Here is a 25520-nt window from a genome sequence, read left to right on the forward strand (position 1 = left end):
ACCAACCACACAGAAGCTACGAAACATCCCTTGCCAGCCATGGTGAGGGATGTTTGCATTTGCAGTGAATGATAGGGGAGAGCTTAATCAAGCCGCCTTTTAGCTTGTATTGATTTGGGTAAATATGGAAGTCGATTTGGATATGTTGCCTTTCACGAAATGGGTATAAACTGATAATTAATCGGGGCGGTTGGACTTATTATTAAACAATGTAAACGCTTTAATATTTAGTGTCCTGAAAAGGAGTGGTTAATTATTATGCAATCTACAACCGTGAAGCCTGCAGTCAGAGCCATGTCCACAGCCCGAAAAGATTATAGGATACGGCTCAGACAAATGCGCCATGATTATCAATTGTACGTCATCATTCTTTTGCCGGTTGCTTGGTTAATTCTTTTCCACTACGTGCCGATGCTTGGCCTTCAGCTGGCCTTCAAAAATTTCAGGATTACGGATGGCATATGGGGAAGTCCTTGGGCCGGTCTTGGATATTTTGAGAAGTTCTTTTATTCCTACCAGTTTACCAAAATTGTCGGGAATACGTTAATTATCAGCTTTTATGAGCTGCTTGCCGGATTTCCGCTTCCAATTGTACTGGCTCTGGCGCTCAATGCAACGCTCCGTACCAAATTCAAGCAAACCGTACAGTTTGTCACCTACATGCCCTTCTTTATTTCTACAGTCGTAATGGTTGGTATGATCCTGCAGTTCTTAAATCCGAGAGTAGGGATCGTGAACACGGGCATTGGCTTATTCGGCATGGACGCGATCAATTTCATGGGTGATCCGAATTGGTTCAAATCGATTTATGTGTGGTCAGGCATCTGGCAAACGACGGGCTGGGGAACGATCATTTATTTGGCGGCGTTATCGGGTATCAGTCCAGAAATCCATGAGGCTGCCACTATTGATGGAGCCACCCGGCTGCAGCGAATCCGGCATGTGGATATTCCTGGTATTTTGCCGACGATCGTGACGCTTTTGATCCTGCATGCCGGATCGATTATGGGCATCGGCTTTGAAAAAATTTATTTGATGCAAAATCCGTTGAACATTTCTTCCTCAGAGGTCATTTCCACTTATGTATATTCAGTCAGTCTAGCTTCCAGTGCCCCTAATTATTCTTATGCGACAGCTATCGGCCTATTTAACTCGGTCGTAAATATGATCATCATTTTAACCGTCAACCAGATTGCCAAAAAAGTAGGACAAACCAGCTTGTGGTAACCAAGGAGGCTGCACAATGAAATCCAATCGAGTAGGGCTAACGAATGCGGACAAAATATTTTATATGCTGAACGACTTCATCCTGTTGCTTGCGCTGCTGGTTGTGCTGTATCCGCTCATATATATTTTCAGCGCTTCCTTCAGTGACAGACTGGCTGTCGTGTCAGGCAAAGTGTTTTTATGGCCTGTCAATTTCTCTTTTGAAGGCTATACGGCAATACTGAAGGACCCGAGAATACTCCCTTCTTATGCAAACACGATATTGTATACGGTTGTAGGTACCAGCATCAATGTCGTCCTCACGATCATGGCTGCCTATCCTTTATCCCGAAGGACGATGATTGGCCGCAACCTCATTATGTATGCATTCGCTTTTACGATGATCTTTCAAGGCGGCTTGATTCCGAACTACCTGTTAATTAAACAGCTAGGGATGATCGATACGAGATGGGCCTTAATCATTCCGGGCGCACTTGCTGTCTGGAATATGATTATCGCCCGTACTTTTTTTCAATCGACGATCAGCCATGAGCTTTTTGAAGCCGCCTCCATGGACGGATGCTCGCACCTGAGATTTTTGTGGAGTATCGTGCTGCCTTTGTCCAAAGCGATTATCGCGGTGCTGGTGCTCTTTTATGGTGTGTCTCATTGGAATGCTTACTTTAACGCTTTTATTTACTTGAAGAGCAAGGAGCTTTTTCCGTTACAGATCATTCTGCGGGATATTCTGATTCAAAATGAGGTAGATCCTGCTTCGATCACAGATCCGGAATTGATGACCAAAAAGCAGGGGCTGGCCGATCTGCTCAAATATTCGATCATCATTGTAGCCAGCTTACCCGTGTGGCTTGTGTATCCGTTCGTGCAAAAGCATTTTGTTCAAGGCGTAATGATTGGATCCATCAAAGGATAAGTGGTTGTACATCGGCCCTGGAAGTGGTCCTCAGAGAGATTTAGATAAAAGGCCGATTTGATTGTATATAGATAAACAGGTTCGAAGGACACAAAAATCGAAGGGAGAATGTTTATGCGAGGAAAGTTATATAACCGTATGGCCATGGTCTTGTTGTGTATGGCAATCGTGTTAAGCGCATGCAGCTCAGAGAAACCGGCAGATACGGCAAAGAAAGAATCGACGGACACCAACTTATCGGCTGAAGGGGTACTGCCTATTTCCAAGGAAAAGGTCACGGTCACGATTACCGTCCCCTCGAGCCCATACGTCTTATCCTGGGAATATGGCAAAAATGAGCTGACTACATGGCTGGAGGATCAGACCAACGTTCATATCAAGTGGAATTTTTATCCGGCGGCTGATGCCAAAACCAAGCTGAATCTGGAGCTTTCGTCGGGTGGCGACCTCGGTGATCTGATCATGGGCAACTTTTCTCTGGACAATTCTTCGCTTGCCACCTATGGATCACAAGGCATTATTCGGAAAATGGAAGATCTGATAGACAAGCATGGTTCCAATATTAAAAAAATGTATACCGAATACCCCAATATCAAACAAGCTACCTCAGCACCTGATGGTCATATTTATGGACTCGCACAGGCGGGCATATGCTATAACTGCGACCGTGCTATGCGGTTCTGGGTCAATAAATCGTTTCTGAAAAGCCTGAATATGTCCGTGCCGACAACGACGGATGAGCTGTACCAATATTTGAAGGCTGCCAAGGAAAAGGACCCGAATGGCAATGGCAAAAAAGATGAAATCGGAATTGTCGGTTCAAAAACGAGCTGGTTCGCCAAGGCCGATCAATTTATTATGAACGCGTTCACCTATCAGGACGCCAATGGTCTGTATGTGAAGGATGACAAGGTCATCGCTGCGTATACGACACCTGCGTGGAGAGATGGCATTCGCTACCTGAACAAGCTCTCCAAGGAAGGCTTGATCGATCAGACCTCATTCACTAACGATGAGGCGCAGTTGAAGCAAATTGTCGAGCTGAACAACGGCAATAATGTGGCTGCGGTTCCGAGTGGCGGCCCTCATGCCTTTGCGGCTAATGATGCAACAAGATTAAATTATGAGATTGTGCCCCCGTTAAAAGGACCTGGCGGATTCCAAACCTCGTATTTCAATGAGTTTGGCGTTGTCGGTTCTTACCAATTCGCCATACCAGCCAATGGCAAGAATGCGGATGTTGTGATGAAATTGGTCGACTTTATGTATTCCAAGGAAGCCTATTTACGAAGCCGCTACGGGGTAGAGGGTGTTAATTGGGAAGTGCCGAAGGGTACGCTTGCGGCGAATGGAGAACCGGCCAAATTCAAGCTGGTAGGCAAGGATTTATGGGGGGAGCCGCAAAATGCGCACTGGTCAGGGGCGAACTCCACATGGCCTCCGTTCGGATCGGATTCAAGGGAAGTGCTCCCAGACGGCAAATTCGACCTGGAAAAGGTGCTGTACAATGCAGCCAAGTTGTACGACAAGACGGCTGGCAAGGTTTCGGTGCCGAAGTTTTTCTTTGAACCGAAGACGGCAACCCGATTTAATGAATTAAAGACGGAAATTTCTAAAAAGCTGGAAGCCGATATCGCGGATTTTATTGTAGGCAACCGTGACATTGAGAAGGATTGGGATAAGTTCCAGGCTGAGCTGAAGAACATGGGGAACGATGAATATATCTCCATCATGCAAAAGGAATACGATGCCAAATGGAAAGGAAGCAAGAAATAAGCAAAGCAGCTGAATCGAAAATCAAGGATCATAGGCAGCGGGGAAAGATTTCCTTTTCCCTGTTGATCATTTAAAAGGGGATGAGCTTATTGGTGCTACCATCGGATACAGCCATCAGCTCTACAGTACGTTCGATGAAAATCGGGATGCAGGGGGGCTTTTATCCCGTTCCCACGGAAGTGGGAGAGGAATGTTCCGCTGAGTGGCTGCTGCGCAGATCAGCAGAGCTCGGATGTACGGTGCTGCAGACTCGTCATCTTCCCAAAAACTTAGAGTTATTGAAGGCACTGGGAAAGCTGTCAGAGACACTGGGAATTGAACTGGAGACATCTGTTCCCGGCGTATTTCAATTGGCTGGCGTGAACGTAGATCAGGAGGCTAAATCCCAATTTCTGCAGGCTATTGATACTGCCAAGCTGCTGAACATGCCTGTCGTTCGAGCCGGTTATGGACGGTTGAAGATCACTAGCAGCCGTTTCAATCGGAGTGTGAACATCCACGATCATATCGAGTCTTTGCTCCCCTCATTACAGGAAGCGGCTGCCATCGCAAAGGATGCAGATATATTACTGGCTGTGGAAAATCATTGTGATTTTACCGGTCGCGAAATGGCCCGGCTGTTCGATAAGGTTGACTCCGCTCATGTCGGCGCTGCGCTGGATACGGCGAATGGGTTTACGGTATTTTGCGATCCGAATGAAGATATTGAAGCGCTGACACCCTATGCTTTTACTACGCACATGAAGGACATGGTTGTGGTCGATTCTCCGATAAGAGGCCATCTCCCGTTTACGGCATTCGGCTGTGCCTTTGGTGAAGGGCATGTCGATTTGCCCAGAGCGGTTCAGCTGTTGGCTGAGCGCAGCCCTCGTGCAGAAGGCTTGCATCTGATTATAGAGCCCGGCTGGATGAGGTGGGACCCGGAGCGAGATGTCAGTGTACAGGTAGCTGAATTTTATGCGCAAAGCGTAGCTTATTTGAAAGAGCTGCAAAATCAATCAGGGAGAGGGTAAGCAGATGAAAAGTGTTCTGGTAACAGGTGGAAGCGGTAGACTGGCACGGTATGTCATTGAGTATTTAGTGGAACGGGATTACCGGGTAACCGGCTTTGATTGTGCTGCACCGAATGCAGCTGATTATCCCAAGGGTGTGCAGTTTGTCAAAGGAGATTTGACAACTCTAGAGGATTGCATGCGGGCGATTTCCTTATCCGAAGCGGAAGCGATCATTCATCTGGCTGCGATTCCTTATGATACCGAGCTTCATCCAGGCCAGTCGCGAATTCAAAAGCTGCCGGAGGACGAGTGCATGAAGGTCAATACAATGGGAACGTATTACTTGATGGACGCCGCCCGCCGATTCAAGCATGTGAAGACCGTTGCGTTTGCCTCCTCCTACTATGCTCTGGGTATGGGACGAAGACTTAGCGGGACTCCTTTCCAGGTCGATTATTTGCCGATTGATGAGGACCATCCGAATCGACCTGAGGATTCGTACGCGTTGTCCAAGGTGTTCGGAGAAGAAATATTGCACGCCTATAGCAGAGCGTATGGGATTCGTGCGGTCGCTTTTCGTCTGCAGGGGATTGATTGGCCGTTTCGCAAGGATGACTACAAATATGGAATTACGCTGGAAGCACGGCCCGACCATGTCGGCGGCCCTGTAGGTACCACCTATCAATATGTCGATCCGCGTGATGCAGCGCAAGCTTTTACCTTAGCTATCGAGGCTGAGCATCTGGAGATGTTCGAGGTTTTTCATTTATTGACTGACAGCCGTCATGTAGAGGATACGAAGGATGTGGTCGCCAAGGTGTGGCCCGATCTGGTCGAAATGGCAACCGATTTGGAAGGGACGGAGGGACTCATTACAGCCCAAAAGCTGCGGAACAAGCTTGGCTACAAGCCGCAGTTTTCTTGGCGCAACCAATCGGATCAGGAATAGAGAGGATGGATGTTGAATGGACAAATTAGACAAAACTGATAAACAAATACGATTTGGACACACGGCTATTACTTGGGCCGATGAAGATATTGCAACGGCGGTTCCAGCCATTGCAGCTTGCGGTTACTGGGGGACGGAGACGTTTGGCTGGGTACTGGAGGAGTGGGAGGCAGCGAATCGAGATCTCTTGGAGGTTTTCGAGCGCAATCAGCTTCAACTGACGTCCCTGTACTGCCATTTGGATTTATTAAATCCGGATCATCGCGAGGCTGAAATCAATAAGGTGATGGAATGGGTAAAGCTGTATACAAAATATAACGGCCCTGCGGTTATTATCGGAGGTAAAATGCTGAATCGGCAGCAATTTTCTTTGACAGAGCATATCCCACAAGTGATCTCAACCCTCAATGAGTTGGCCGAGCGGATCACGGATCACGGATTGCTATGCTGTTTCCATCCGCACACAGGCACGCCTGTAGAAACCGAAGAGGAAATTAACCGTGTGATGGATGCTGTGGATGGACGTGTTGTCAGCTTTGCGCCTGATCTGGGTCAAATAGCCAAGGGCGGCTCTGATCCGCTGACTATCGTCAAAGCTTACCATGAACTGATTGGGATTGTTCACGTAAAGGATTATAGTGGAGGGCCTGTCGAACAGGATGCCGAAGGCAGGGAGGTCGATACAACCGGATTCCTGGGATACACCCCTCTTGGAGAAGGGACGGTGGACATCAAGGGTATTCTCGGATACTTGGAGGAGATCGGGTACAAGGGCTATGCTCATGTAGAATTAGATGGAAATCAGTGGAGCCAGACCCGTAAGGGTCGTCCGATGTATCCTTCTCTGGACGCTGTGCAAATAAGCAAAAAGTATTTGCAGCAGCTAGGTTATAATAACTTTAAAGCTTGAGCGAAGCGGCCAAATGATCCTGTAGCAGCGAAATGTTCACCTTTGAAATCGTGAATAATCGGAAATTTGGCCATACTTCGGCTGCGCAGCGGGACTTCTTCGCCGCAATTTGAGGTGAACAAACCGTACTATTAATCCATAAGGCGGTGAAGCAGCTTGGTGAATTCGGCAAGACCGCAAACGAGTGATTTTACATTGGAGGAATATTTCGCCAAGGATGTTCAAACCAACCTGCATTTATTCAGCATGCATGTACGCCATGTCAAAGGAACGTGGTTTTTTCCATCGCACGAGCACTTTCAATATGAGATCAATTACTTGATAGAAGGCTGTCAGGAATTTACAATAAATGGGAATTCATATACTCAACAGGCTGGTGATCTGCTGTTGATTCAGCCGGGTGAAGTTCACTTTAATCGTTCAGGCAACGAAAAGGAATTCACTTATTTTTGTTTGCATTTTCAGATCGATGATGGTCAACTGCTTCCAGTGCTTAACGGCTCTAATCAAACGTATTATCCTAGTGATTCGCCAATGACCAGCAAAGTGCTGCCCCACCTGAACCGACTGATCGAGTTTTCCAAAAAAAACGTTTCCTTGCAGGTAAGTGACCGTATGTTTATGCTTTCCGAGCTGTTTCAATTGTTTGGGACGATAGCCGATGAGCTGACTTCGGAGAAAGAAAGACAAATTGATCCGAAGATGAACGAGCAGCTAGCCTTTCTTATTGCCGAAAAAATCGAGAATCTCGTTAAAAATACGCATATACACGGTTCTGTCGATGAGGACAGAATAGGCATCGACGATATCGCGGCAGAGCTTGGCATCAGTCCCGCTTATTGCAACCGAATCTTCAAAAAACGATATCAGATCTCTCCGCGTCAATATTTATCCTCCTTAATGCTTCAAAAGGCCAAGCATCTGCTCATGCAAAAGGAGCTTTCCATTGATCATGTCGCTGAGCTGATCGGATATCGGGAGCTCGCTCATTTCAGTAGGCAGTTCAAACGTTGGACAGGAGCATCACCAGCCTGCTATAGAAAATCGATTACGGATTAGGCACATCTTGATACTTAATCGTCCTGTTTATATTGCGGTATTGAACCTGAGATCGTAGTATACTAATAAAAGGTTTAATAGCCGAAGTAAACGATGAATGGGATGAGCATAACGGTTATGAGTGAACTAGCAATGGAAACCCGGGAACAATCCAGCAAGCCGATAATGACAAAAGCACTTATTCTTTTAATGGCTGTGGCATGCGGATTGTCTGTAGCTAATTTGTATTATAATCAACCGCTGCTTGCTGATATAGGCCGTACCTTTCATGCAACGGCGAGGGAAGTCGGAAGCGTATCCATGTTAACGCAGATCGGTTACGCAGTAGGCATGTTTATATTCGTGCCCCTCGGAGATATGAAGGAGCGCCGCGGACTGATTGTGATGATCCTGCTTGCCGAGATGATTGCGCTTATCGGAGTGGCGACTTCTCAAACGATCCTATGGATTAATATCGCCAGCCTGGCCGTCGGTTTCACAGCCGTCACTACACAGATTATCATTCCGCTTGCTGCACATTTGGCTCCTCCCGCAGAGCGTGGCAAAGTGATCGGCACGGTTATGAGTGGACTGTTGATCGGTATTTTATTGGCAAGGACGGTCTCCGGTGTAATCGGCGGCTTTATGGGCTGGCGTTCCATGTACGGGATTGCCGCGGCTCTTATGTTAATTCTGGCGATTGTGCTATGGAAGGTGCTGCCCAAAGCCGAGCCGCAGGTTGCTATCACCTATCGGCAGCTAATGAAGTCGATTGCAGAGCTGATCCGGACACAGCCCGTCCTTCGCGAAGCCTCATTACTGGGGGCTTTATTGTTTGGCGGCTTTAGTGTGTTCTGGACGGCACTTGCCTTTTATGTAGAGGGGAGCCCTTATCATTATGGCAGTGAGATCGCGGGCTTGTTTGGATTGGTGGGCGTATTGGGAGCTGCTGTGGCTCCGGCGGCAGGCCGTTTAACCGACCGGTTCAGTGCGACGGGGATGGTAGGTATCTTTATTGGTTTGGCCTTATTATCCTACCTTTCCTTCTGGACAGTGGGCTCTCATCTGTGGGGTTTGATTTTGGGTGTGATTTTGCTTGATCTGGGTGTGCAAGGCTCTCAAATTTCCAATCAAGCGAGAATTTATGCTTTGGCTCCAGAGGCCAGAAGCCGGATTAATACTGTATTTATGGTGAGTACCTTTATTGGTGGATCCATAGGCTCGGCGCTTGGCAGCTATGCCTGGAGTATCGGAGAATGGAATGGGGTTTGTACCGCAGGAGGCTGCATGATTGGAGTTGGTGCTATGGTATGGGCTTTTCAGCGTATGAAGAAAAATCCCGTTAGACCTGCTTGATCCTCCGAAATTTCAAAGCTATGATAAGATGTATGTGTAAAATATGCGCAAAATTTGGGAGGCTAATCGATGAGAGAAACTTTTATGTTTGACGCGGTGGACAAATACCGTAACCGCCTGCTGCAGCTGGTGGATAAATGTCCAGCAGAGCAGCGTAATGTAGTCCCGACGGGATTTAACAATTCGATCTTATGGCAGATCGGTCATATTCTAACGATAACGGAAGGCCTTGTCTTTGGATTTTCCGGAGAAGCTGTCCAGATTCCTGCGGAGTACCGTGCCTTCTTCGGTAGTGGCACGAAGCCTGCCGATTGGACGGAGGAACCGCCGACGTGGGAAGCGATCATTGAGCAATTGAAGCAGCAGCCAATTCGGATACGCGAAGTTTTTGCAGGAAAATTGCAAGCTTCGGTTAAAGAAAACTTTGCCAAAGCTGACAATGTGGAAGAGATTCTATTGACCAATCTGCTTCATGAGAACAACCATGCGGGAATGATCCAAGCGATGCTCAAGGTGCTGGTGAAAGGGTAAGAGGACTACTAACATTCAAAATCACGAATTTGGCCTTGTCTAATATATTTGACAAGGCTATTGATCTCCTGTCGAACCCGTTTGGTGCCCGTTTCATGCAGCCACCAATTGTCAGCCCGGGTCACTTTATCATCTACACTGCATATGGTGTATTCGATCCAGTCCGGCATATAGGTCTGCAGCGTGAGCAGGCAGCGTCTCATATGATAATTGGTCGTGACGACAAGCAGTCTTTTGATCTTATGGAGTCCGATCGCCCGATCAAGCACGAATAACGCGGCCAGTACATTTTCCTTCGTATGCTTGGAGCGGGTTTCAATAATAATATCCTTTTCTAATACACCGGCCTGAATGGCACTGCTTTTCATCGTCTTGGCCTCAGGGGTGTCGAATACGCCACCTGTGAACAGGATTTTATTGGCGCGTCCCTGCTTGTACAGCTCGACGGCTTTGGGAACGCGGTAGGTGACGGCATTGCGGCTTCCGAATACGAAGATACAATCACCCTGTTTCCCGTCATCGTCCATATTAGCGTAGAGCAGCTTATGTATGTGTTCCTTGGTCAGATGATCCGTATGGATTTGCGAGACAAGCATGTCAGTCCCTCCTTTTATGAATTTTGTAAGCTTCTTTGATATGCCGAGGCTCCATTTTTTTATTACCCAGATTGCTTCTGTTTATCCACTCATACCGTATTTTTGTTGAAAAAAATGTAAAAACCGCTGGGACGTCACTGAATCATGTGCCGTAACAGCGGTTTTGGAAGTTTGGTGAATCAAAAGCGGAAGAGGCGAAAGTGTGCTGAAGTAAAGAGCGTTATGATTAACAGGGTTAATGATTAGCGTCGTACAGCACTTCGGTACATGAGTATCAGCAAATAGGGAGTTCCCAAGAGCGCTACAATGATTCCAGAAGGAATTTCCTTGGGAGCCAAAACCAATTTGCCAATCATATCGGCTCCGACGAGCAATAAGGCGCCTATCATCGCGGACAGTATAACAGAGTGACGATGATGTTGACCAGTAAACAAACGTACGGCATGAGGGGCAAGCAATCCGATAAAGCCTACAGTCCCTACACTGGCTACTGCAGCTGCGGCAAGCGCCACTCCAATCGCGGCTGTGATCAGTCGCGTACGCTGCAGCTTAAGGCCCAGACCCAACGATACCTGATCTCCAAATGCGAGTAGATCGACCCTGCGACCCAGCAGCCAGGCAAGCGGCAGCAAGATAATATTGGCAATTGTGAGGCCGATGAGGTCCTCCCAGCCTTTGGCATATGTGCTTCCTGCCAACCAGGCAATGGCTCCGGCGGCAGTAACCCCCGATTTGATGACAAGGAATTGAATAACGGCCGATCCTATCGCGGAGATAGCGATACCGACAAGCACGACAACAACCGGATTCAATCCTTTTTTCCAGGCAAGCACATATACCGCTGCGGCTGCGGCAAAAGCTCCAGCCAATGCAGCGACAGGAAGCCACGCTGCCGAAGCCTGCGGCCAGGCGACCAGCAGCAGCAGAGCGCCGCAGCCTGCACCAGCGGTAACGCCGACAATCGATGAATCGGCTAACGGATTGCGTAGTGCGCCTTGCATCATCACGCCGGCGACAGCGAGCGCTGCACCGGCCATGGCAGCAACAAGGATACGTGGCAGCCGCAGGTTAAAGACAATATTACGGGCAAGTTCCGTACCTCCGCCGCTCCAGATCGACCACACCTCTAAGAATGACAGCCTCATCGAGCCAGCCATCACACTGACTGTGATCAGCAGGACGAGTGCCACACTGACGGTCAGGACAAGCACACTATACGGAATCTTTCTATTCAGATTGCCGACGCTCATGGACGAAGAGCCTTCTGCCGACCGCTGCTCGCGGATACCCCGAATGGCGAGCCAGATGAGCCATGGCCCGCCAATCAATGCGGTCACTGCACCTGCCGGAAGCTCACCAAGCGTGCTGTGGAACATGCGGGCTACAGTGTCAGCGCCCACCAGTATGACAGCACCCCATAGGGCGCTTGCAGGCAGCAGCATACGATGGCGGCGCAGCCCGATCAATCGTACAAGATGCGGGGCTATTAGTCCGATAAAGCCAATCGGTCCCACTACGCTGACTGTCACACCTGCCAGCAGAACAGCAAGACCTAAAGCAGCAAACCGGGTAAAGGCGACGCTTTGACCGAGTGAAGCCGATGTTTCTTCATTCAGCTCCAGCAGGTCGAGTGGACGGGCAAACCATATAGCACCAGCTATACCGAGCGTGACCCATGGCCAAGCATAACGGACACCGACCCAGTCATTCTGTACAAGTGAGCCGGACCCCCAGACGAACAGGCCGGAGGTTTGGTTCTCATAAATGAGCTGCAGCGCGCTGGTGAACGAGGACAGCACGAGGGAAACAATCAGTCCCGCGAGTGCCATCCGTACCGGTGTGCTTCTGCGGCCTCCACCCATCAGATACGCCATAGCAGCCGCGCCGCAAGCGCCAATGAGCGCGAGCAGCAGCGGCATGCTAGCCTTTAGGCCCGGAAAATAAACGGCAGCCAATACGATAATGAAGTAGGCGCCTGCATTAAGTCCGAGTGTGGATGCCGAAGCGAGTGGATTGCGTGTTACAGTTTGCAGCAAAGCCCCGGCCACAGCCAGTGCGGCACCTGCAAGCATTCCGATACAGGCCCGGGGCATACGAAGACCGAGTACCAGGTGGTGGGAAGGGATATCCTGCGGATGCAGCAGCGCATCGATGACTGTTTGCATCGTGACGCTGGCTTCACCTTGGGTCAGACTGGCAAACAGGAGCACGATCAGCGCAAGAAAGCCGCCTCCGAATACAAGGACCGGCTTCCAGCCTACCGTGTTTGTCGATGTCAGAGGTGCGGCGATTTCACGGGTTGTCATTTCGCAATGGCCTTGGTCGCAAGCTGGACGAATACTTGAGCAGATAGCGGACCGCCAAATACCCACGTAGTTCCAGGCAGCATGTAAGAACGGTTTTCTTTTACAAAGTTGAGCCCTTTCCACACGGCGTTGTCCTTCAGCTGCTTCTCGAATACATTATCTTCCGGCTGAACAATGTATAGAAAGTTGGCGTTCTGTACAGAAGGCAGCAGTTCAACCGAGCCTGTTGTAAAACCGAAGCTTTCAAATTTACTCGATTTGAAAGCATTTTTCAAACCGGCCCGCTGCAAAATTTGTACAGCCATCGAATTGTCAGTGAACAACCGCAGCTGTGCCGCATTCTGGTTGCTGTAGGCTTGGGTTAATACGAACTCGGCGCCTTCCTTATTCGCTGCTTTCAGCTTTTCTTTGGAGTCAGCATACGTTTTTTGCAAATCGGCTAAAACTTTGTCGGCTTCACTTGTTTTACCGGTGAGGTCGGCGATTGTTTTGAAGGTCGTTTCCATCTCCGTATATTGATCACCTGCACCTTCAGCCGGATACGAGTCAAATACGATCGTGGGTGCGATTTTTTTTAGCTGTTCGTAATTTTGCTTGGCACGGTTGGCAGAGGTAATGATAAGGTCAGGTTTAAGACCGGCAATAGCCTCCAGATTCGATTCCTGTCGTGTTCCGACATCTACCGTTTCGGCAGCCAGCTGTGGCTGAATACTGAAATTCCTTTTATATCCGGCAATGTCGGCTACGCCTGTTGGCTGAACACCAAGTGCCAGCAGGTCCTCCGCATACACCCATTCCAGGGTTACGATACGCTTGGGTGTACCCTTAATTTCTACGGTACCCATCGCATGCTTGATCGTCTTGGTGGCAGCAGAGGCGGCAGGGGGCTGAGCGGTTGGAGCGGAAGCAGGTTCTCCCGGGTTTTGGACAGAGCCGCATGCTGAGATCAGAAATAGGAGGATTAAACTTAATATGGCTGTAACAGACTTGAACATATTTTGCACAATGACAACTCCTTATAGAGATTTAGGGACGTTGTTCAACAACGATCCACCACTATCATGATAATGATTATCAAGATCATTTAAACGATAATGATTATCAAGCGAATTGTCAAGAAAAAAAGCTATTTCTTACTCTTATAGGCTTCACCCCATTGCTTCATGAGCAGGATGATCGGTACGAGTGTACGTCCGAACTCGGTTAACGAGTATTCTACCTTTGGCGGTACTTGACGGTAGATTTCCCGGTGTACGATACCATCCTCCTCAAGCTCCCTGAGCTGTAAGGTAAGCATTCTTTGGGTTATGCCGGGGGATAGCTTACGGAATTCGTTGAACCGCTTGGTGCTGTCAATCAGATGGTAGAGCAGAACGCCTTTCCATTTGCCACCGATGACATCCAGTGTAAATTCGACCGGACATCCGTCTTCACATGCGGGTCCGTAGCCGCTTTTGCGATTTCTCATGATAGCTTCACTCTCCATAGTATACAGAATGTACCTATACAACATTAATGTGCGTACTTATGCAAAACGATTTTATCACATATAATGAGTGCATGGTAACATAAACGAAAGGGTTGAATGTGATGATTCAAATGAAAGCTGTTGGCTTACACCGATATTTACCTATTGCAGATAAGGAAAGTCTGCTGGATGTGTTGCTGGAAAAACCGACTGTGCAAGGGCGCGATCTGCTCGTACAGGTCAAAGCGATTTCCGTTAATCCCGTTGATGTGAAAGTGAGGGCACCGAAGGATCGTACAGAAGCATCACCACGCGTGCTCGGTTGGGATGCTGCCGGGGTAGTGGAGGCTGTTGGACCGGAGTGCACACTGTTTAAGCCCGGAGATGAAGTGTATTATGCGGGGAGTATTACCCGTCCTGGTGGCAACAGCGAATTTCATCTGGTTGATGAACGAATTGTGGGCCACAAGCCGAAGACGCTTGATTATGCTGAAGCGGCAGCCCTGCCATTAACGACGATTACGGCATGGGAAGGACTTTTCGATCGACTCGGTATCTCTCAACGTCCTGAACATAATGCCGGTCAAACGATTTTGATCATAGGTGCTGCCGGAGGTGTAGGCTCGATAGCAACGCAGATCGCAAAGGGAGTTGGACTAACGGTCATTGGCACAGCCTCACGTCCAGAATCGGTGGCATGGGTCAAAGAACACGGAGCCGATTATACGATCAACCATTATGAACCGTTTCTTCCGCAGCTTAAGGAGCTGGGCTTTGCAGGCGTCGACTATATTTTTTGTCTGAATCAAATGCAGCAGCATTGGAAGCAAATGTTAGATATCATTGTCCCACAGGGTAAAATCTGCTCAATCGTAGAGACCGACGAGCAGCTCGATCTGATGCCGCTGAAGAATAAAAGCGCGACCTTTGTCTGGGAATTTATGTTTACAAGAGCGATGTATGAGACGCCAGATATGATTGAGCAGCATCGGTTGTTGGATGCGGTTGCGGCCAAGGTTGATGCCGGAGAGCTCCGTACCACGTTGACAGAACGGCTTACGCCGATTAACGCGGCGAATCTGCGGAAGGCTCATGAGTTGGTGGAGTCTGGCCGTACGATTGGAAAAATCGTCCTGGAGCATTTTTAAGCAGATTGGTTATGGCGACATGGATGTTGGAACAGCAAAAAACGTCTAGCCCCGAGTAATAAGAGGTTAGACGTTTTTAGGTTGTTCACATGCAGGTGGTCAGTCATCCAAAGCATCACTACGCTGGAACAGCATCAGCGGCATTTTGAATACAAACGCGACGACGATGACAATTCCGATGATCATGCCAATAACGACAATCACACTGCTCAAGGATAAACCGCCGATTCCCGTAATGACGTTGGCAATATTGCAGCCAGGTGCGATCCGTGAGGATACACCCATCAACAGACCTCCGCCAATGGCAAAAGGAAGCCGTGACGCTCTCGGGATACGGAATTTGAAGCTGCCGCTTAGAAGAGATGCGACAAATGAGCCGATCACCAGAAAAATAATGAGTGTTTCTTCTGGACCAAGTCCAACCCGCGGAAAATCGGCAAACATCGCATTCAGGTACGTATTGTTAAATACAAAATCATTTCCCAACAGCTGCGCCAGTGCAACCGCTCCGATTCTCGTTTCAGGCCCGGTAATACTGACATTGGACATCAATGCGAATTGAATGGTAGCTACCACTCCGATCAGGAAAGCGACCAACCGAATATCCCAGTGGGACTGCTTCAGAGGGCTTACTTCCCAATCCGTCAAGGACGACTTGATGCCGCCAACAAAACCTTTCAGCCCGAAGCGATAAATCGCTATAGCCAACATAACCGCTACGATAACTACAGGAAGTAAATAATAGGGCAAAGGCCATGAGAACAGCGTATATCCGCCTTCTAGTACAGTAAGAGGTTTAAGCGCATCGCGCGCCCAAGGATCATAAATGAGTGCAAACAGCAGATTACCGGCAATGGCAAACAACAGCACGATCCAAAATTGGATATAGCCCATACCGCAGCGGTACAGCGTTCCCGAGCCGCAGCCGCCAGCAATCGTCATACCGATACCGAACAAAATGCCGCCGAGCAGGTTAGCGCCGCCAAGCGGTACAGTCCAGATGTCGGACACGCTTTTGATATCAAGGGTCAGCACGAGTCCCCAGCCAAGTAAAGCTGTTGCAATCAGTACAAGCACGCCATTCAGGATTCGGGTATCTTTGACGCTGATCCAGTCACGAATCGAGGCCACAAAGCAGAAGTCCGCCTTTTGCAGCAGAAACCCGTACAGAAATCCAAAGATAGCAGCCATTAAAAAGACATCCCAAGTATAAGCCATGATGTAAACCGTCCTAACCTTTAATAAATTAAGAAGCAAATCCGCATCAGGATTTGCTCATCGTGCAGCTTAAGCTTTTTTGATAAAAATGTGATAGTTACCGCCTTTTTTGGCGACACCGAGGAATTCTCCGTATTTATTCATTTTCACGGCCGCTGGAATGGTTTTGGTTGCAATCGAATGATCGGTAATTTCAACGACAATTTCACCAGACTTGGCTTTTTTCAAGCCAGCCAGCGCCAGATTTAAGGTATGAGGGCATACTTCGCCGATAGCATCGACAATATGATCCGGTTTGATTTCAAGTAGTTGCTGTTCGTTCAAGCTCATTATCCACGCTTCCTTTCCAATTGCTCAGGTTTGAAGTTCTCGATGATGTCCTCGGCAGGTCCAAACGCAATATCGTGTCCCTGCTGCTGCCAATTCAGCATGCCGCCCAAGTGGTTATGCACGCGTTCGAAGCCGTTATTACCAAAAAACTTGGCGACCTCATAGCTGCGGCGGCCGCTCCGGCAGACGAAGATATATTCTTTGCTCGGGTCCAAACGATCCATCAGGTCGGCAATCTCACCCATCGGAATTAATGGAAGCCCCTCAATATGACCTGCTTCGTATTCCTCTGGCTCACGAACATCGATGATGATGACAGAGCTGTTTGTATCGGATACAATATCCTGCAGCTCCTGTGAGCTAATGTGGGATACACCTTCAATAATTTGTGCCATGGAGTTGACTCCTTTCTATTTTACAACAGTTGTATCAGCGGCATTGCCCCATTCTGCAAACGCACCTTCATAAGGACGAATATCCGTGTAACCCAGCAGACGAAGCGTAAAGTAAGTGTGTGCTCCACGGATATTGGTTTGGCAATAAGGAATAACGGTTTTGCTCTTATCCTTGTCGACACCGGTTTGCTCGAATGCTTTAGTCAAATCCAGATAGCTTTTAAACACAGGTACGCCGTCCTTGGCGTTAGCATCGATAGCATCGCTCCACTCCCGATTGACAGCTTTATCGATGTGACCGCCTTTTTGGTTGCCGCGCAGGTCATCGCCGGAGAATTCCTTGGCAGAGCGTACATCAAGCAGCGTGCATTGTTGAATATCCAATGCTTTTAGTTGCTCCTTTGTAGTAATTAGCTTATCATTAGGTGCGGCTGCAAAATTACCCTTGGCAGGTGCAGCAGGGGTGTCGGTTGATACTTCCTTGGAGGCTGCAGCCCAAGCAGCATAACCACCATTTAGTATTTTAACATGATCCTTGTGTCCGTAATACTCCAATGCGTAAAAAACACGAGCAGCATTCAAGGAATTGCCTTCATCATAGATAAGAACAGTGGTATCGCTGCTTACACCGAGATTTTGAAATAGCTCAGTAAATTTATCTTTGGCTACAATGGTGTTATTCGCGGCATCTTTCAATAGACCGGAATTCAGCGATAATGCACCGGGAATATGTCCTTGCTCATAGCCTTTGGCACGAGCATCCAGTATTTTTACTTTAGCATCCTTCAGATGCTCCTCAGTCCATTTCACATCAGCTAACAGCTGTGCGTTCGGATACGGGTCTGTTGCCTTGATGGAAGCAGAGGCTGCAGCAGCTTCAGGCTTCGCGGCCGCGGTAGTTGCTGGTGTGCTGGCTGCTGGTTTGGCGGCATCCTTACTTCCGCATGCTGCGGATACAATGGCTAAAGCTAATAATGTAATCATAACGACCGGTTTTTTCATTTTTTAATTTCCCCCCATGATGAAATGAATTGTTGATTTTAAAGCTTTTCTTCCTGTATAATAGCACTAATTCCGATATAAATACAATGATTTATTTATGTATAAATTGTCCAAGTTGTGAGGAGAGCCTGCAATGATACACTCAAAAAAGATGATGATTATCGCTATTGCCATGTCGGTCTTATTAGGCGGCTGCGCGATGGAGACGAAGGAGGAGGCCGCACAGCGCCTGCAAACCAAACCCGGAGCTGGTGGTGAATCGGTAAATACCGAACAATCCTCTGCCGGCAAATTAACGAGCGTCCAATTTTATGTGCCCAGTGAAAAAACCAACAGCCTATCGGTGATCGATGTCGTATCGAGTAAGGTGGTCGGCAAGATTCCGCTTGCAGAGGCTCCGTCTACCGTTATTTTTTCTTCGACCATGCGGGAAGCCTATGCCGCGAATATGAACAGCAGCACAGTTTCCTTCATTAATACACAAACGCTGAAAGTGACCAAGGAAGTTCCGGTCGGACCGATGCCGCACGGCATGGTGCTGTCGCCTGATAATAAAATGCTGTATGTGGCAGCTGTTGCTGATCAATTTATTTATTTGGTCGATACGAAGGAAGGCAAGGAGGCCGGAACGATTGATTTGGGGGCAGGTGCCAAAACCAATTATCTCGTGCTCTTCGGTGACAAGCTGTATGTAAGCGATCATGAAAACCATAAAGTATATGTTGTCAATGTCAAAACCAAGCAGCTGCAGCAGACGATTCCGACCGGTAAAGTGCCGCGTGCGATCAAGGTCAGCGATGACGGGAAAAAGCTGTACGTTCCGAGCGCAGGCGATAATACGCTGGAGATTTACGATACTGCTGACGGCAAGCAGTTTAGTAAAATTAGCGTAGCCCCGGGTGCGACAGATGTTGTTGTTACGGAAGATGGTTTAACCGCTATTGTAACCAGTATGGAAGGCAATGCGGTCAGCTTTGTTGATTTGCCAAGCGGCAAGGTGATCAAATCGTTAACGGGCTTGTCCGGTGCCAGACATATCTCCTTTAATCGTCAGCAAAGCAAAGCGTATGTGACGCTGAGCGGCTCTGATGAGGTTGTCGTTATCGATACCGTCAAGCAGGAGGTCGTGGAGCATATTAAAGTCGGGGCGCAGCCGCACGGTATTCAGCTCAAAGCGCTGCCAGGTATCGGGGGAAGCTGTTAGTTATGAAGCGTAACTGGATCATTATGGGCGTTATCCTGATTATGGCTGGCTTTGCTGTGTATCAGGCAGTCCAAACCCAACAGAATAAGGCTGCTGTGCCGGAGGGAGTCGGTCCTCAGCCCGGTCTGGCTGCTCCAGCGCTGGAGCTTCCTGCTTTTGACGGACAGACTTACAAGGTGGGGGGCAAGCGGGATAAGCCCTTGCTGTTGAATTTCTGGGCCTCCTGGTGCACGCCCTGCCGTGATGAGGCTCCCGATTTAGCACGCTTGTATAACCAATATAAGGATCGTTTTGATGTGTACGCAGTGAATGTCACTGTACAGGATGAGATCGCCAATGCCCGGGATATGGTCAAGGAATTTGATTTTAAATTTCCGGTGCTGCTGGATTATCAGGGAAGAAGCATGGACGCCTACCAATATAAGGCGATTCCGACGAACTATCTGATTGACAAGGACGGAACCGTGTTGGAAGTGCTCCATGTCATTGAGCCGAAGTATTTGGAAAAAAGAATTATTGAGCTCAGTAAATAAATGATTGTAAAAGTGCTCGCCCCGTAGTGCAGCTAACGATCCAGTTGGCTTTATTACGGGGCTTGCTGCATTATGCGGAGCCTGCGGTCCACTGGGGGACTGGATTCCAATCCAACAACAGCTAATCCATTTCCAAAAAAAGAAGCCCAGCATAAACTATGCTGGGCGGCTGTTGTCTTCTCAAGGTTAAGAGGCAGCATTTTGTACCAGTGGTTAATTAATTTTGATGAGCTGGCTTTGAAGAACGGTATTTCCTTGCTGACTGGTATAAGGAGGAAGACTTCTTCCAAAACAGTTGGCGATAATTTTTTTGTGTTTATGAGATATAATCCGGATTTCGTAGAGATCGACAGTTTCATCTAAATCAGCATACATCACAGCCAAATTATTGCCTGCCAGGCGGTAGGGAAATACTACTGGAACGTTATCGCCGATAAGCACTGGAAGTAGTACAGGGTCGGAATAGGAGGACCAATCCAGTACTTCGACAGTAATACGGTGTGAATCGTCCTTGTCCACATTTGCAAGATTGATGACGGCAGTAATAGTTCCAGGCTCTCTGGTCAGCACACCGGTTGATAGAGTCACTTTGTCAGACATATGAATGCACTCCTTTCATAAGTAGATTTAAGTGCACTATACTCTATGATTTAAATTGATAGATGGGTACTGACAGTTTTACTAACTTTCAATAAATGGCCGATATGGAGAGGATCAGGCTCAGAACGTCTACAGCTTCTTGATCGTTTTCTCCAGTGTCTGCTTGCTTTCTCCGTCCCATACAGCATGGATTTCAAAGGTTCCTTCTTCGAAGAACAAAGGAAATCGCTCCTTGAACCACGGCTGCATCGGGAGATTCAAAGCCTCGCTGATCGGGACCCAGAGGAGCTCGCCTTCGGGCGGGTTGTGCAGCAGGGTACCCTCATAAGCCGTAGCCACATAGTTGAATACCATGTAACGGTAATTGGTTTGTGGCTCGACATGCTCAGCCATTCCTTTATAGACCAGCTTCGTAACGGTTAATCCGGTTTCCTCGAGCACCTCGCGAATAGCTCCATCAGTAGGACTTTCCGGAAAATCGATTTTGCCGCCAGGACCGATATAACCTGGAAATCCTTTTTCGCTTGGGCGATTTACCAGCAATACACGGTCTCCGTCCTGAACGAGGCACATCGTGTACATTCCATAAGTATAGGGCAGTGGTTCTATGTTGCTCATCGGATCGTTTCATCTCCATTGAATAGAAGCTCAAGGTGCAAGTAGCACCGGCCTCCGGATAATAAGTAATCTTGCTTCAGGATTCAGGGGCTATCATGCGAAAATCAAAAGGTGCATCCCGGTCGCAAATCAGCCTGCCATCGTTAACCGTAAGCTTCGCGACCTGAATCGAGGTCCGGCGATCCTGATAGGTACGTTCCGGCTGACCCGGTTTGCGTTCCGGATGAGTAAAATAAAAGATAAAGGCATGCTCGCCCTGGACCACGACATCGGCATGAAGGCCAATTGCCTGATCATCCTCACGCTGTCCAGGCTGATCAAGGATAAGCCCCTGGTTCACCCAGTCTATACCATTCTCTGATTGGTACACGCCTTGTCCCCGCCATTCATCGACTAGCATCCAATAGCTGCCGCCAAGGATAAATACGTTAGGTCCTTCATGACCGCGACCTGTAATCACGGGTCCGACTACCGTCCAATTGTACAAATCATCACTATCCGCAGTATAGGTGTGCGAATGATGGTCTTCATCCTTATACCACATCCGAAACTTGCCGTCTGGAAGCTTGTGCACACAGGCATCGATCACACGCTCCGAGCTTAATTGTAAGCGGGATTGGTAAGTCCACTTCAGTAAATCAGGGCTTGTATAATGAATGATATGGCGCGAGTGGCCTGCCCATTGCTGCGGGATTCCTTGAATATAGCTCACATACATATGATATTGATCTTCATGCCAGATGATTTCCGGAGCCCAGAATGTATTACGACCCCATTCCAGCTCAAGTCCGGTAAGTGTTCCCCGATACAGCCAGTTTTGTCCGCCATCTGCAGAGGAAGCCACCCCCAGATCGGTCCCATGCACCCACTGGACTCCAAGGCCTCCGGCTGTAGCTCTGCGGTTCGTATAAATCATCCACCATTCGGCAGCTTGACGGTTCCAAATCACGACCGGATCAGCCGCGCCATCATAGATCGGATCTCTGAATAAAGGTGCCTTGGGAGCAAACTCATTTATTGACATAGCCGATTTCGCCTCCGTTGTATGGAAATGAACTGTTCTTTCAGTTACTCTGATTTTCTTGCGATGAATCGTGGTATCTCTAGAAGTCCGATGAATAAGTCTCGCTGCGCGGCCAAATATCCTTCCGATCGCTGTTGAAATCGTGAAATTGGATGAGATTAAGCGGTTTATTCACGATTTCAAAGGCGAACGCTTACGCTTCTCCAGGATCATTTGGCCGCTGCGCTCGTTCTTCACCGGACTCTAGGAATATTTGATATACTAAACCTTTGATAGCATGAAAAGAAAGTTACCTTTTACCAGGATGGTGATTATATGCAGGATTGGAATCAGCTTCACCATTATATAGATGCAATCCAGCGGCTGCCTGCCGATAAGCCTTTAACGAAGCAGGATCTGCTTATTCCCGATTTTCTTCTTCACAGGGAAGGTGGGCTGGAGATGTATTATGCTCCTCATAACGAGTATATCAATCAAGCTGCGAAGCTGGTCATACTTGGCATTACTCCGGGTTGGACACAAATGGAGCTGGCATTCAGACAAGCCAAACAGGATGTGGATGCAGGGCTGTCGCTCGAACAAATCGCCTACAGGTCTAAACAAGCTGCGAGATTTGCCGGTACGATGAGGAAAAACCTGTGCAGCATGCTCGATCAGATTGAACTGGACACAGTGCTCGGACTTTCATCGTGCACGCGATTATTTGAAGATCAGGATGAATGGCTCCATACGTCGTCGGTTATTAAATATCCTGTTTTTTCACACGGACTTAATTATACAGGGCACAATCCACAGCTGGTAAAATCACAATTTTTATCGGCATATATGTGCAGCACCCTGAACAATGAACTGAAACAGCTCGCAAATCCACTCATCATACCGTTGGGGAAAATGGTGGAGGATGCTTTGAATCTCCTCGTCTCACAAGGAGTCATCGAGCGTCAGAGCTGCTTGTCCGGTTTTCCTCACCCATCTGGAGCAAACGGACACCGGCTTCAACAATTGAAGACAAACTTGCCTTTATTGAAAAAGCAGGTTATCCAGTTCTTTAGTTAACTGCACCGCGTAGTTTGAGAGTAATAAGCTCAATGGCTTCCTCGCTGGTGAGTACAAGCACTTCTGCCTCGCCACGTTCCTTCCATTCGATCAATCCTTCGCCAGCCTTTTTGCCAACAACGATACGTATAGGAATGCCGATCAGGTCGGCATCCTTAAGCTTGACGCCAGGTCTTTCCTCGCGGTCATCCAGCAGTACGTCGGCACCAAGCTGGCCAAGCTGCGCATACAGGCTCTCGGCCAGCTGCATCTGGGTCATATCCTGCACCGAAACGGGCACGATATGGACATGAAAGGGAGAGATGGAGAACGGCCATACGATACCAAACGCATCATGAGACTGCTCCACCACAGCTGACAGCAGCCGTGAGATACCGATTCCATAGCAGCCCATCAGGATAGGCTGTTCCTTACCTTCAGCATCAACGAAGCTTGCTTTCAGCGGCTCGCTGTATTTGGTACCGAGCTTGAAAATATGACCAATCTCAATGCCGCGAGTCAGCTTTAAGGAGCTTTCGCAATGTATACAGAGGTCACCTTCCTCTACGTTGCGCAGATCCGCTGTATGCTCCAGAGTGAAATCCCGCCCTGGCCGTACATGACGTAGATGGAAGCCTGTGAGATTGGCTCCGGTAATCGCCGAGTCCATGCGAGCAGCTTCCTGGTCCACATATAGGGCAATGGACAGCTGCATGGGTCCAATATAACCAGAGGGCGCCCCGGTGGCGCGGGCAACTGTATCGGCGTCGGCAAGCTCAAGACTATCGGCATTCAGGAAGTTTTTGAGCTTCGTTTCATTAACCTCGTGATCGCCGCGGACACACACGGCTACTGGTTGGCCATCGGCTATATAAATCAAGGTTTTGATCAGTTGATCAGCCGACACGTTCAGAAAATGTACAAGCTGGTCAATTGTCTTCATATGGGGAGTTGCGATCCTTTCGATATCCAAGCGATCCAAATGATTTAACGGATCTGAACCATTGAAGCCTTCAGCAGGCATCCGTGATACGGCTCGCTCCAGATTAGCGGCATACCCACAGCTCTCACAAGTTACGATCGTGTCTTCGCCAATATCTGTTAATGCCATAAATTCGTGGGTGCCGCCCTCGCCGCCGATGGCTCCAGCATCCGCTTCAACTGCACGGAATTTCAGACCACACCGATCAAATATGCGGTGGTAGGCGCTGTACATAGCTTGATAAGCTTGATCGACACCTTCCCAGCTTGTATCAAACGAGTAGGCATCCTTCATCACAAATTCCCTTCCGCGCAGCAGTCCGAACCGTGGACGCCGTTCATCCCGGAATTTACTCTGAATTTGATACACAATCACAGGAAGCTTGCGATAGGAATTGATTTCATCGCGAATCAGCGATGTGACAACTTCCTCGTGAGTCGGTCCAAGGGTGAACTCTCGGGAATTGCGGTCTTGAAAACGGATCAACTCTGGTCCATACACCGAGTGTCGTCCTGATTCGTGCCATAGCTCTGCAGGCTGCATAGCAGGCATTAAGATTTCCTGGGCTTGGGTATGATCCATTTCTTCCCGGACTATAGCTTCGAGCTTGCGTAGAACCTTTCGACCTAAAGGCAGGTAGGTATAGATGCCGGCAGCCAGTTGGCGAATAAAGCCTGCCCGCAGCAGCAATTGGTGACTGGCGGCCTCTGCATCGGATGGGGTTTCTCGTAGTGTAGGAATTAATGCGTGTCGTTGTCTCATGATCAAGCTCCTCCTCCAAATCAAATAACCGCATTCGTTAGGGACGAATGCGGTTTCGTGGTACCACCCTATAGTTAACCACCGTTTGACAACGGCAGTCCTTAAACGGAATAACGGGTTTCCCCGGCGACGGATTTCCCCATCGCGGCTGCAAGGTGGGAGGGTTGAACGATGATTGGGGCGCCTTGCAGCCGAGTGCACCCTCTCTGAGCAATCATACCGTTAACCGTATGTCCTTGGTTAAAGCCTGTAGCTTAATGAATATACTATCAATTTACCGTACACGAACGCATTTAGCAATAGCAGCCATTTAGCGATAATGGATGGGTTTGGGTGCCTCCACTTGAGTCAGCTATATACAGCTGAGAAGAAGCCGTCACATCAGCAGCAGCAGCAGCTACGGAAATGACGGCTCCTTTATGGCAATAATGATAGAAAATGATGTCAGGATGCAGCTGATTTTATAACTCCAGCAAGCTTTGAATAAGCAGAACGGGCAGGGCAGCAATGGCAATAAAGCTATAGAAAAAACCAATCAGAAAATGTTTAACGTGACTCATGGCGATCCCTCCATTTGTTGGTATGTGCTTCATTATACGCCGCC

The 25520-nt window shown here is 48.4% G+C and carries 25 protein-coding genes; 13 read left to right on the plus strand and 12 right to left on the minus strand.

What is annotated here, in order from left to right:
- The first annotated feature begins 258 nt into the window (after positions 1 to 258).
- From OB236_RS34470 to OB236_RS34510, 9 genes are all read left to right on the plus strand, one after another.
- Entirely contained in the window at positions 259 to 1227 is a 969-nt protein-coding gene (locus OB236_RS34470; protein ID WP_262688106.1) for an ABC transporter permease, read from the plus strand.
- 16 nt (positions 1228 to 1243) lie between these two features.
- Entirely contained in the window at positions 1244 to 2140 is an 897-nt protein-coding gene (locus OB236_RS34475; RefSeq protein WP_262688107.1) for a carbohydrate ABC transporter permease, read from the plus strand.
- A gap of 114 nt (positions 2141 to 2254) precedes the next feature.
- A complete protein-coding gene (locus OB236_RS34480) occupies positions 2255 to 3916 on the plus strand; it encodes an extracellular solute-binding protein (RefSeq protein WP_262688108.1) in 1662 nt (553 codons plus the stop codon).
- Positions 3917 to 4008: 92 nt separating this feature from the next.
- Positions 4009 to 4929 (plus strand): sugar phosphate isomerase/epimerase family protein, encoded by a 921-nt coding sequence (locus OB236_RS34485; RefSeq protein WP_262688184.1) that lies wholly within the window; start codon positions 4009 to 4011, stop codon positions 4927 to 4929.
- 4 nt (positions 4930 to 4933) lie between these two features.
- On the plus strand, positions 4934 to 5860 hold the full coding sequence (locus tag OB236_RS34490; protein WP_262688109.1) for an NAD-dependent epimerase/dehydratase family protein: 927 nt from the start codon (positions 4934 to 4936) through the stop codon (positions 5858 to 5860).
- 16 nt (positions 5861 to 5876) lie between these two features.
- Positions 5877 to 6770: a sugar phosphate isomerase/epimerase family protein gene (locus tag OB236_RS34495; RefSeq protein ID WP_262688110.1), complete on the plus strand. Its 894-nt coding sequence runs from the start codon at positions 5877 to 5879 to the stop codon at positions 6768 to 6770.
- A 159-nt stretch (positions 6771 to 6929) separates the two neighbouring features.
- Positions 6930 to 7829 (plus strand): AraC family transcriptional regulator, encoded by a 900-nt coding sequence (locus OB236_RS34500; RefSeq protein WP_262688185.1) that lies wholly within the window; start codon positions 6930 to 6932, stop codon positions 7827 to 7829.
- Positions 7830 to 7946: 117 nt separating this feature from the next.
- The gene (locus OB236_RS34505) at positions 7947 to 9164 is read left to right on the plus strand and encodes an MFS transporter (RefSeq protein ID WP_262688111.1); all 1218 of its coding nucleotides are present in this window, start codon (positions 7947 to 7949) and stop codon (positions 9162 to 9164) included.
- 69 nt (positions 9165 to 9233) lie between these two features.
- Complete coding sequence (locus tag OB236_RS34510; protein ID WP_262688112.1) at positions 9234 to 9695, plus strand: DinB family protein; 462 nt, start codon at positions 9234 to 9236, stop codon at positions 9693 to 9695.
- A gap of 8 nt (positions 9696 to 9703) precedes the next feature.
- Here OB236_RS34510 and OB236_RS34515 read toward each other — a convergent pair whose 3' ends face one another.
- The 4 genes from OB236_RS34515 to OB236_RS34530 all read right to left on the minus strand — a co-directional run bounded on the left by OB236_RS34515 (position 9704) and on the right by OB236_RS34530 (position 14065).
- Positions 9704 to 10291 carry a YdcF family protein gene (locus OB236_RS34515; RefSeq protein WP_076231151.1) on the minus strand — a complete coding sequence of 196 codons (588 nt, stop codon included), beginning with the start codon at positions 10289 to 10291 and terminating at the stop codon, positions 9704 to 9706.
- A gap of 242 nt (positions 10292 to 10533) precedes the next feature.
- Positions 10534 to 12597, minus strand: a complete 2064-nt coding sequence (locus tag OB236_RS34520) for an iron ABC transporter permease (protein WP_262688113.1) — start codon at positions 12595 to 12597, stop codon at positions 10534 to 10536.
- Positions 12594 to 13592 (minus strand): ABC transporter substrate-binding protein, encoded by a 999-nt coding sequence (locus OB236_RS34525; RefSeq protein ID WP_262688186.1) that lies wholly within the window; start codon positions 13590 to 13592, stop codon positions 12594 to 12596. Before OB236_RS34525 ends, OB236_RS34520 begins: the two co-directional genes overlap by 4 nt.
- A 131-nt stretch (positions 13593 to 13723) precedes the next feature.
- Positions 13724 to 14065 (minus strand): winged helix-turn-helix transcriptional regulator, encoded by a 342-nt coding sequence (locus OB236_RS34530; protein WP_076231156.1) that lies wholly within the window; start codon positions 14063 to 14065, stop codon positions 13724 to 13726.
- Positions 14066 to 14187: 122 nt separating this feature from the next.
- Here OB236_RS34530 and OB236_RS34535 point away from each other — a divergent pair, with 122 nt between their 5' ends.
- Complete coding sequence (locus OB236_RS34535; protein WP_262688114.1) at positions 14188 to 15213, plus strand: zinc-binding alcohol dehydrogenase family protein; 1026 nt, start codon at positions 14188 to 14190, stop codon at positions 15211 to 15213.
- A gap of 99 nt (positions 15214 to 15312) precedes the next feature.
- Here OB236_RS34535 and OB236_RS34540 read toward each other — a convergent pair whose 3' ends face one another.
- The 4 genes from OB236_RS34540 to OB236_RS34555 form a co-directional block, all read right to left on the minus strand.
- Positions 15313 to 16431 (minus strand): YeeE/YedE family protein, encoded by a 1119-nt coding sequence (locus tag OB236_RS34540; protein ID WP_262688115.1) that lies wholly within the window; start codon positions 16429 to 16431, stop codon positions 15313 to 15315.
- A gap of 69 nt (positions 16432 to 16500) precedes the next feature.
- Positions 16501 to 16761, minus strand: coding sequence for a sulfurtransferase TusA family protein (locus tag OB236_RS34545; RefSeq protein WP_076231163.1), 261 nt, complete (start codon positions 16759 to 16761; stop codon positions 16501 to 16503).
- The gene (locus OB236_RS34550) at positions 16761 to 17156 is read right to left on the minus strand and encodes a rhodanese-like domain-containing protein (protein WP_076231166.1); all 396 of its coding nucleotides are present in this window, start codon (positions 17154 to 17156) and stop codon (positions 16761 to 16763) included. The genes OB236_RS34545 and OB236_RS34550 overlap by 1 nt, the downstream gene beginning before the upstream one ends.
- A gap of 15 nt (positions 17157 to 17171) precedes the next feature.
- Positions 17172 to 18158 carry a sulfurtransferase gene (locus OB236_RS34555; RefSeq protein ID WP_256711309.1) on the minus strand — a complete coding sequence of 329 codons (987 nt, stop codon included), beginning with the start codon at positions 18156 to 18158 and terminating at the stop codon, positions 17172 to 17174.
- Between the two features lie 133 nt (positions 18159 to 18291).
- Here OB236_RS34555 and OB236_RS34560 point away from each other — a divergent pair, with 133 nt between their 5' ends.
- Positions 18292 to 19362 carry a YVTN family beta-propeller repeat protein gene (locus tag OB236_RS34560; protein WP_262688116.1) on the plus strand — a complete coding sequence of 357 codons (1071 nt, stop codon included), beginning with the start codon at positions 18292 to 18294 and terminating at the stop codon, positions 19360 to 19362.
- A gap of 2 nt (positions 19363 to 19364) precedes the next feature.
- Complete coding sequence (locus OB236_RS34565) at positions 19365 to 19895, plus strand: TlpA family protein disulfide reductase (protein WP_262688117.1); 531 nt, start codon at positions 19365 to 19367, stop codon at positions 19893 to 19895.
- A gap of 213 nt (positions 19896 to 20108) precedes the next feature.
- On the opposite strand, the gene OB236_RS34570 is transcribed toward OB236_RS34565, so the two are convergent.
- The 3 genes from OB236_RS34570 to OB236_RS34580 all read right to left on the minus strand — a co-directional run bounded on the left by OB236_RS34570 (position 20109) and on the right by OB236_RS34580 (position 22137).
- Positions 20109 to 20495, minus strand: coding sequence for a hypothetical protein (locus tag OB236_RS34570; protein ID WP_262688118.1), 387 nt, complete (start codon positions 20493 to 20495; stop codon positions 20109 to 20111).
- A gap of 129 nt (positions 20496 to 20624) precedes the next feature.
- Positions 20625 to 21113: an 8-oxo-dGTP diphosphatase gene (locus tag OB236_RS34575; protein ID WP_076231176.1), complete on the minus strand. Its 489-nt coding sequence runs from the start codon at positions 21111 to 21113 to the stop codon at positions 20625 to 20627.
- Positions 21114 to 21189: 76 nt separating this feature from the next.
- Complete coding sequence (locus OB236_RS34580) at positions 21190 to 22137, minus strand: glycoside hydrolase family protein (RefSeq protein ID WP_262688120.1); 948 nt, start codon at positions 22135 to 22137, stop codon at positions 21190 to 21192.
- A 315-nt stretch (positions 22138 to 22452) separates the two neighbouring features.
- Here OB236_RS34580 and OB236_RS34585 point away from each other — a divergent pair, with 315 nt between their 5' ends.
- Positions 22453 to 23193: a hypothetical protein gene (locus tag OB236_RS34585; protein WP_262688121.1), complete on the plus strand. Its 741-nt coding sequence runs from the start codon at positions 22453 to 22455 to the stop codon at positions 23191 to 23193.
- On the opposite strand, the gene OB236_RS34590 is transcribed toward OB236_RS34585, so the two are convergent.
- Positions 23186 to 24916 (minus strand): proline--tRNA ligase, encoded by a 1731-nt coding sequence (locus tag OB236_RS34590; RefSeq protein ID WP_262688123.1) that lies wholly within the window; start codon positions 24914 to 24916, stop codon positions 23186 to 23188. The two genes, OB236_RS34585 and OB236_RS34590, sit on opposite strands and share 8 nt — an antisense overlap.
- Positions 24917 to 25520 lie beyond the last annotated feature (604 nt).

It is taken from the genome of Paenibacillus baimaensis (assembly GCF_025567575.1).

What these genes read in the sequence shown, in the direction of transcription:
- OB236_RS34570 (WP_262688118.1), bottom strand. Translation starts at nt 20,495, where the DNA reads ATGTCTGACAAAGTGACTCTATCAACCGGTGTGCTGACCAGAGAGCCT.
- OB236_RS34580 (WP_262688120.1), bottom strand. Translation starts at nt 22,137, where the DNA reads ATGTCAATAAATGAGTTTGCTCCCAAGGCACCTTTATTCAGAGATCCG.
- OB236_RS34530 (WP_076231156.1), bottom strand. Translation starts at nt 14,065, where the DNA reads ATGAGAAATCGCAAAAGCGGCTACGGACCCGCATGTGAAGACGGATGT.
- OB236_RS34565 (WP_262688117.1), top strand. Translation starts at nt 19,365, where the DNA reads ATGAAGCGTAACTGGATCATTATGGGCGTTATCCTGATTATGGCTGGC.
- OB236_RS34535 (WP_262688114.1), top strand. Translation starts at nt 14,188, where the DNA reads ATGATTCAAATGAAAGCTGTTGGCTTACACCGATATTTACCTATTGCA.
- OB236_RS34495 (WP_262688110.1), top strand. Translation starts at nt 5,877, where the DNA reads ATGGACAAATTAGACAAAACTGATAAACAAATACGATTTGGACACACG.
- OB236_RS34560 (WP_262688116.1), top strand. Translation starts at nt 18,292, where the DNA reads ATGATACACTCAAAAAAGATGATGATTATCGCTATTGCCATGTCGGTC.
- OB236_RS34505 (WP_262688111.1), top strand. Translation starts at nt 7,947, where the DNA reads ATGAGTGAACTAGCAATGGAAACCCGGGAACAATCCAGCAAGCCGATA.
- OB236_RS34540 (WP_262688115.1), bottom strand. Translation starts at nt 16,431, where the DNA reads ATGGCTTATACTTGGGATGTCTTTTTAATGGCTGCTATCTTTGGATTT.
- OB236_RS34545 (WP_076231163.1), bottom strand. Translation starts at nt 16,761, where the DNA reads ATGAGCTTGAACGAACAGCAACTACTTGAAATCAAACCGGATCATATT.
- OB236_RS34575 (WP_076231176.1), bottom strand. Translation starts at nt 21,113, where the DNA reads ATGAGCAACATAGAACCACTGCCCTATACTTATGGAATGTACACGATG.
- OB236_RS34555 (WP_256711309.1), bottom strand. Translation starts at nt 18,158, where the DNA reads ATGAAAAAACCGGTCGTTATGATTACATTATTAGCTTTAGCCATTGTA.
- OB236_RS34525 (WP_262688186.1), bottom strand. Translation starts at nt 13,592, where the DNA reads ATGTTCAAGTCTGTTACAGCCATATTAAGTTTAATCCTCCTATTTCTG.
- OB236_RS34550 (WP_076231166.1), bottom strand. Translation starts at nt 17,156, where the DNA reads ATGGCACAAATTATTGAAGGTGTATCCCACATTAGCTCACAGGAGCTG.
- OB236_RS34480 (WP_262688108.1), top strand. Translation starts at nt 2,255, where the DNA reads ATGCGAGGAAAGTTATATAACCGTATGGCCATGGTCTTGTTGTGTATG.
- OB236_RS34585 (WP_262688121.1), top strand. Translation starts at nt 22,453, where the DNA reads ATGCAGGATTGGAATCAGCTTCACCATTATATAGATGCAATCCAGCGG.
- OB236_RS34470 (WP_262688106.1), top strand. Translation starts at nt 259, where the DNA reads ATGCAATCTACAACCGTGAAGCCTGCAGTCAGAGCCATGTCCACAGCC.
- OB236_RS34590 (WP_262688123.1), bottom strand. Translation starts at nt 24,916, where the DNA reads ATGAGACAACGACACGCATTAATTCCTACACTACGAGAAACCCCATCC.
- OB236_RS34510 (WP_262688112.1), top strand. Translation starts at nt 9,234, where the DNA reads ATGAGAGAAACTTTTATGTTTGACGCGGTGGACAAATACCGTAACCGC.
- OB236_RS34515 (WP_076231151.1), bottom strand. Translation starts at nt 10,291, where the DNA reads ATGCTTGTCTCGCAAATCCATACGGATCATCTGACCAAGGAACACATA.
- OB236_RS34490 (WP_262688109.1), top strand. Translation starts at nt 4,934, where the DNA reads ATGAAAAGTGTTCTGGTAACAGGTGGAAGCGGTAGACTGGCACGGTAT.
- OB236_RS34520 (WP_262688113.1), bottom strand. Translation starts at nt 12,597, where the DNA reads ATGACAACCCGTGAAATCGCCGCACCTCTGACATCGACAAACACGGTA.
- OB236_RS34475 (WP_262688107.1), top strand. Translation starts at nt 1,244, where the DNA reads ATGAAATCCAATCGAGTAGGGCTAACGAATGCGGACAAAATATTTTAT.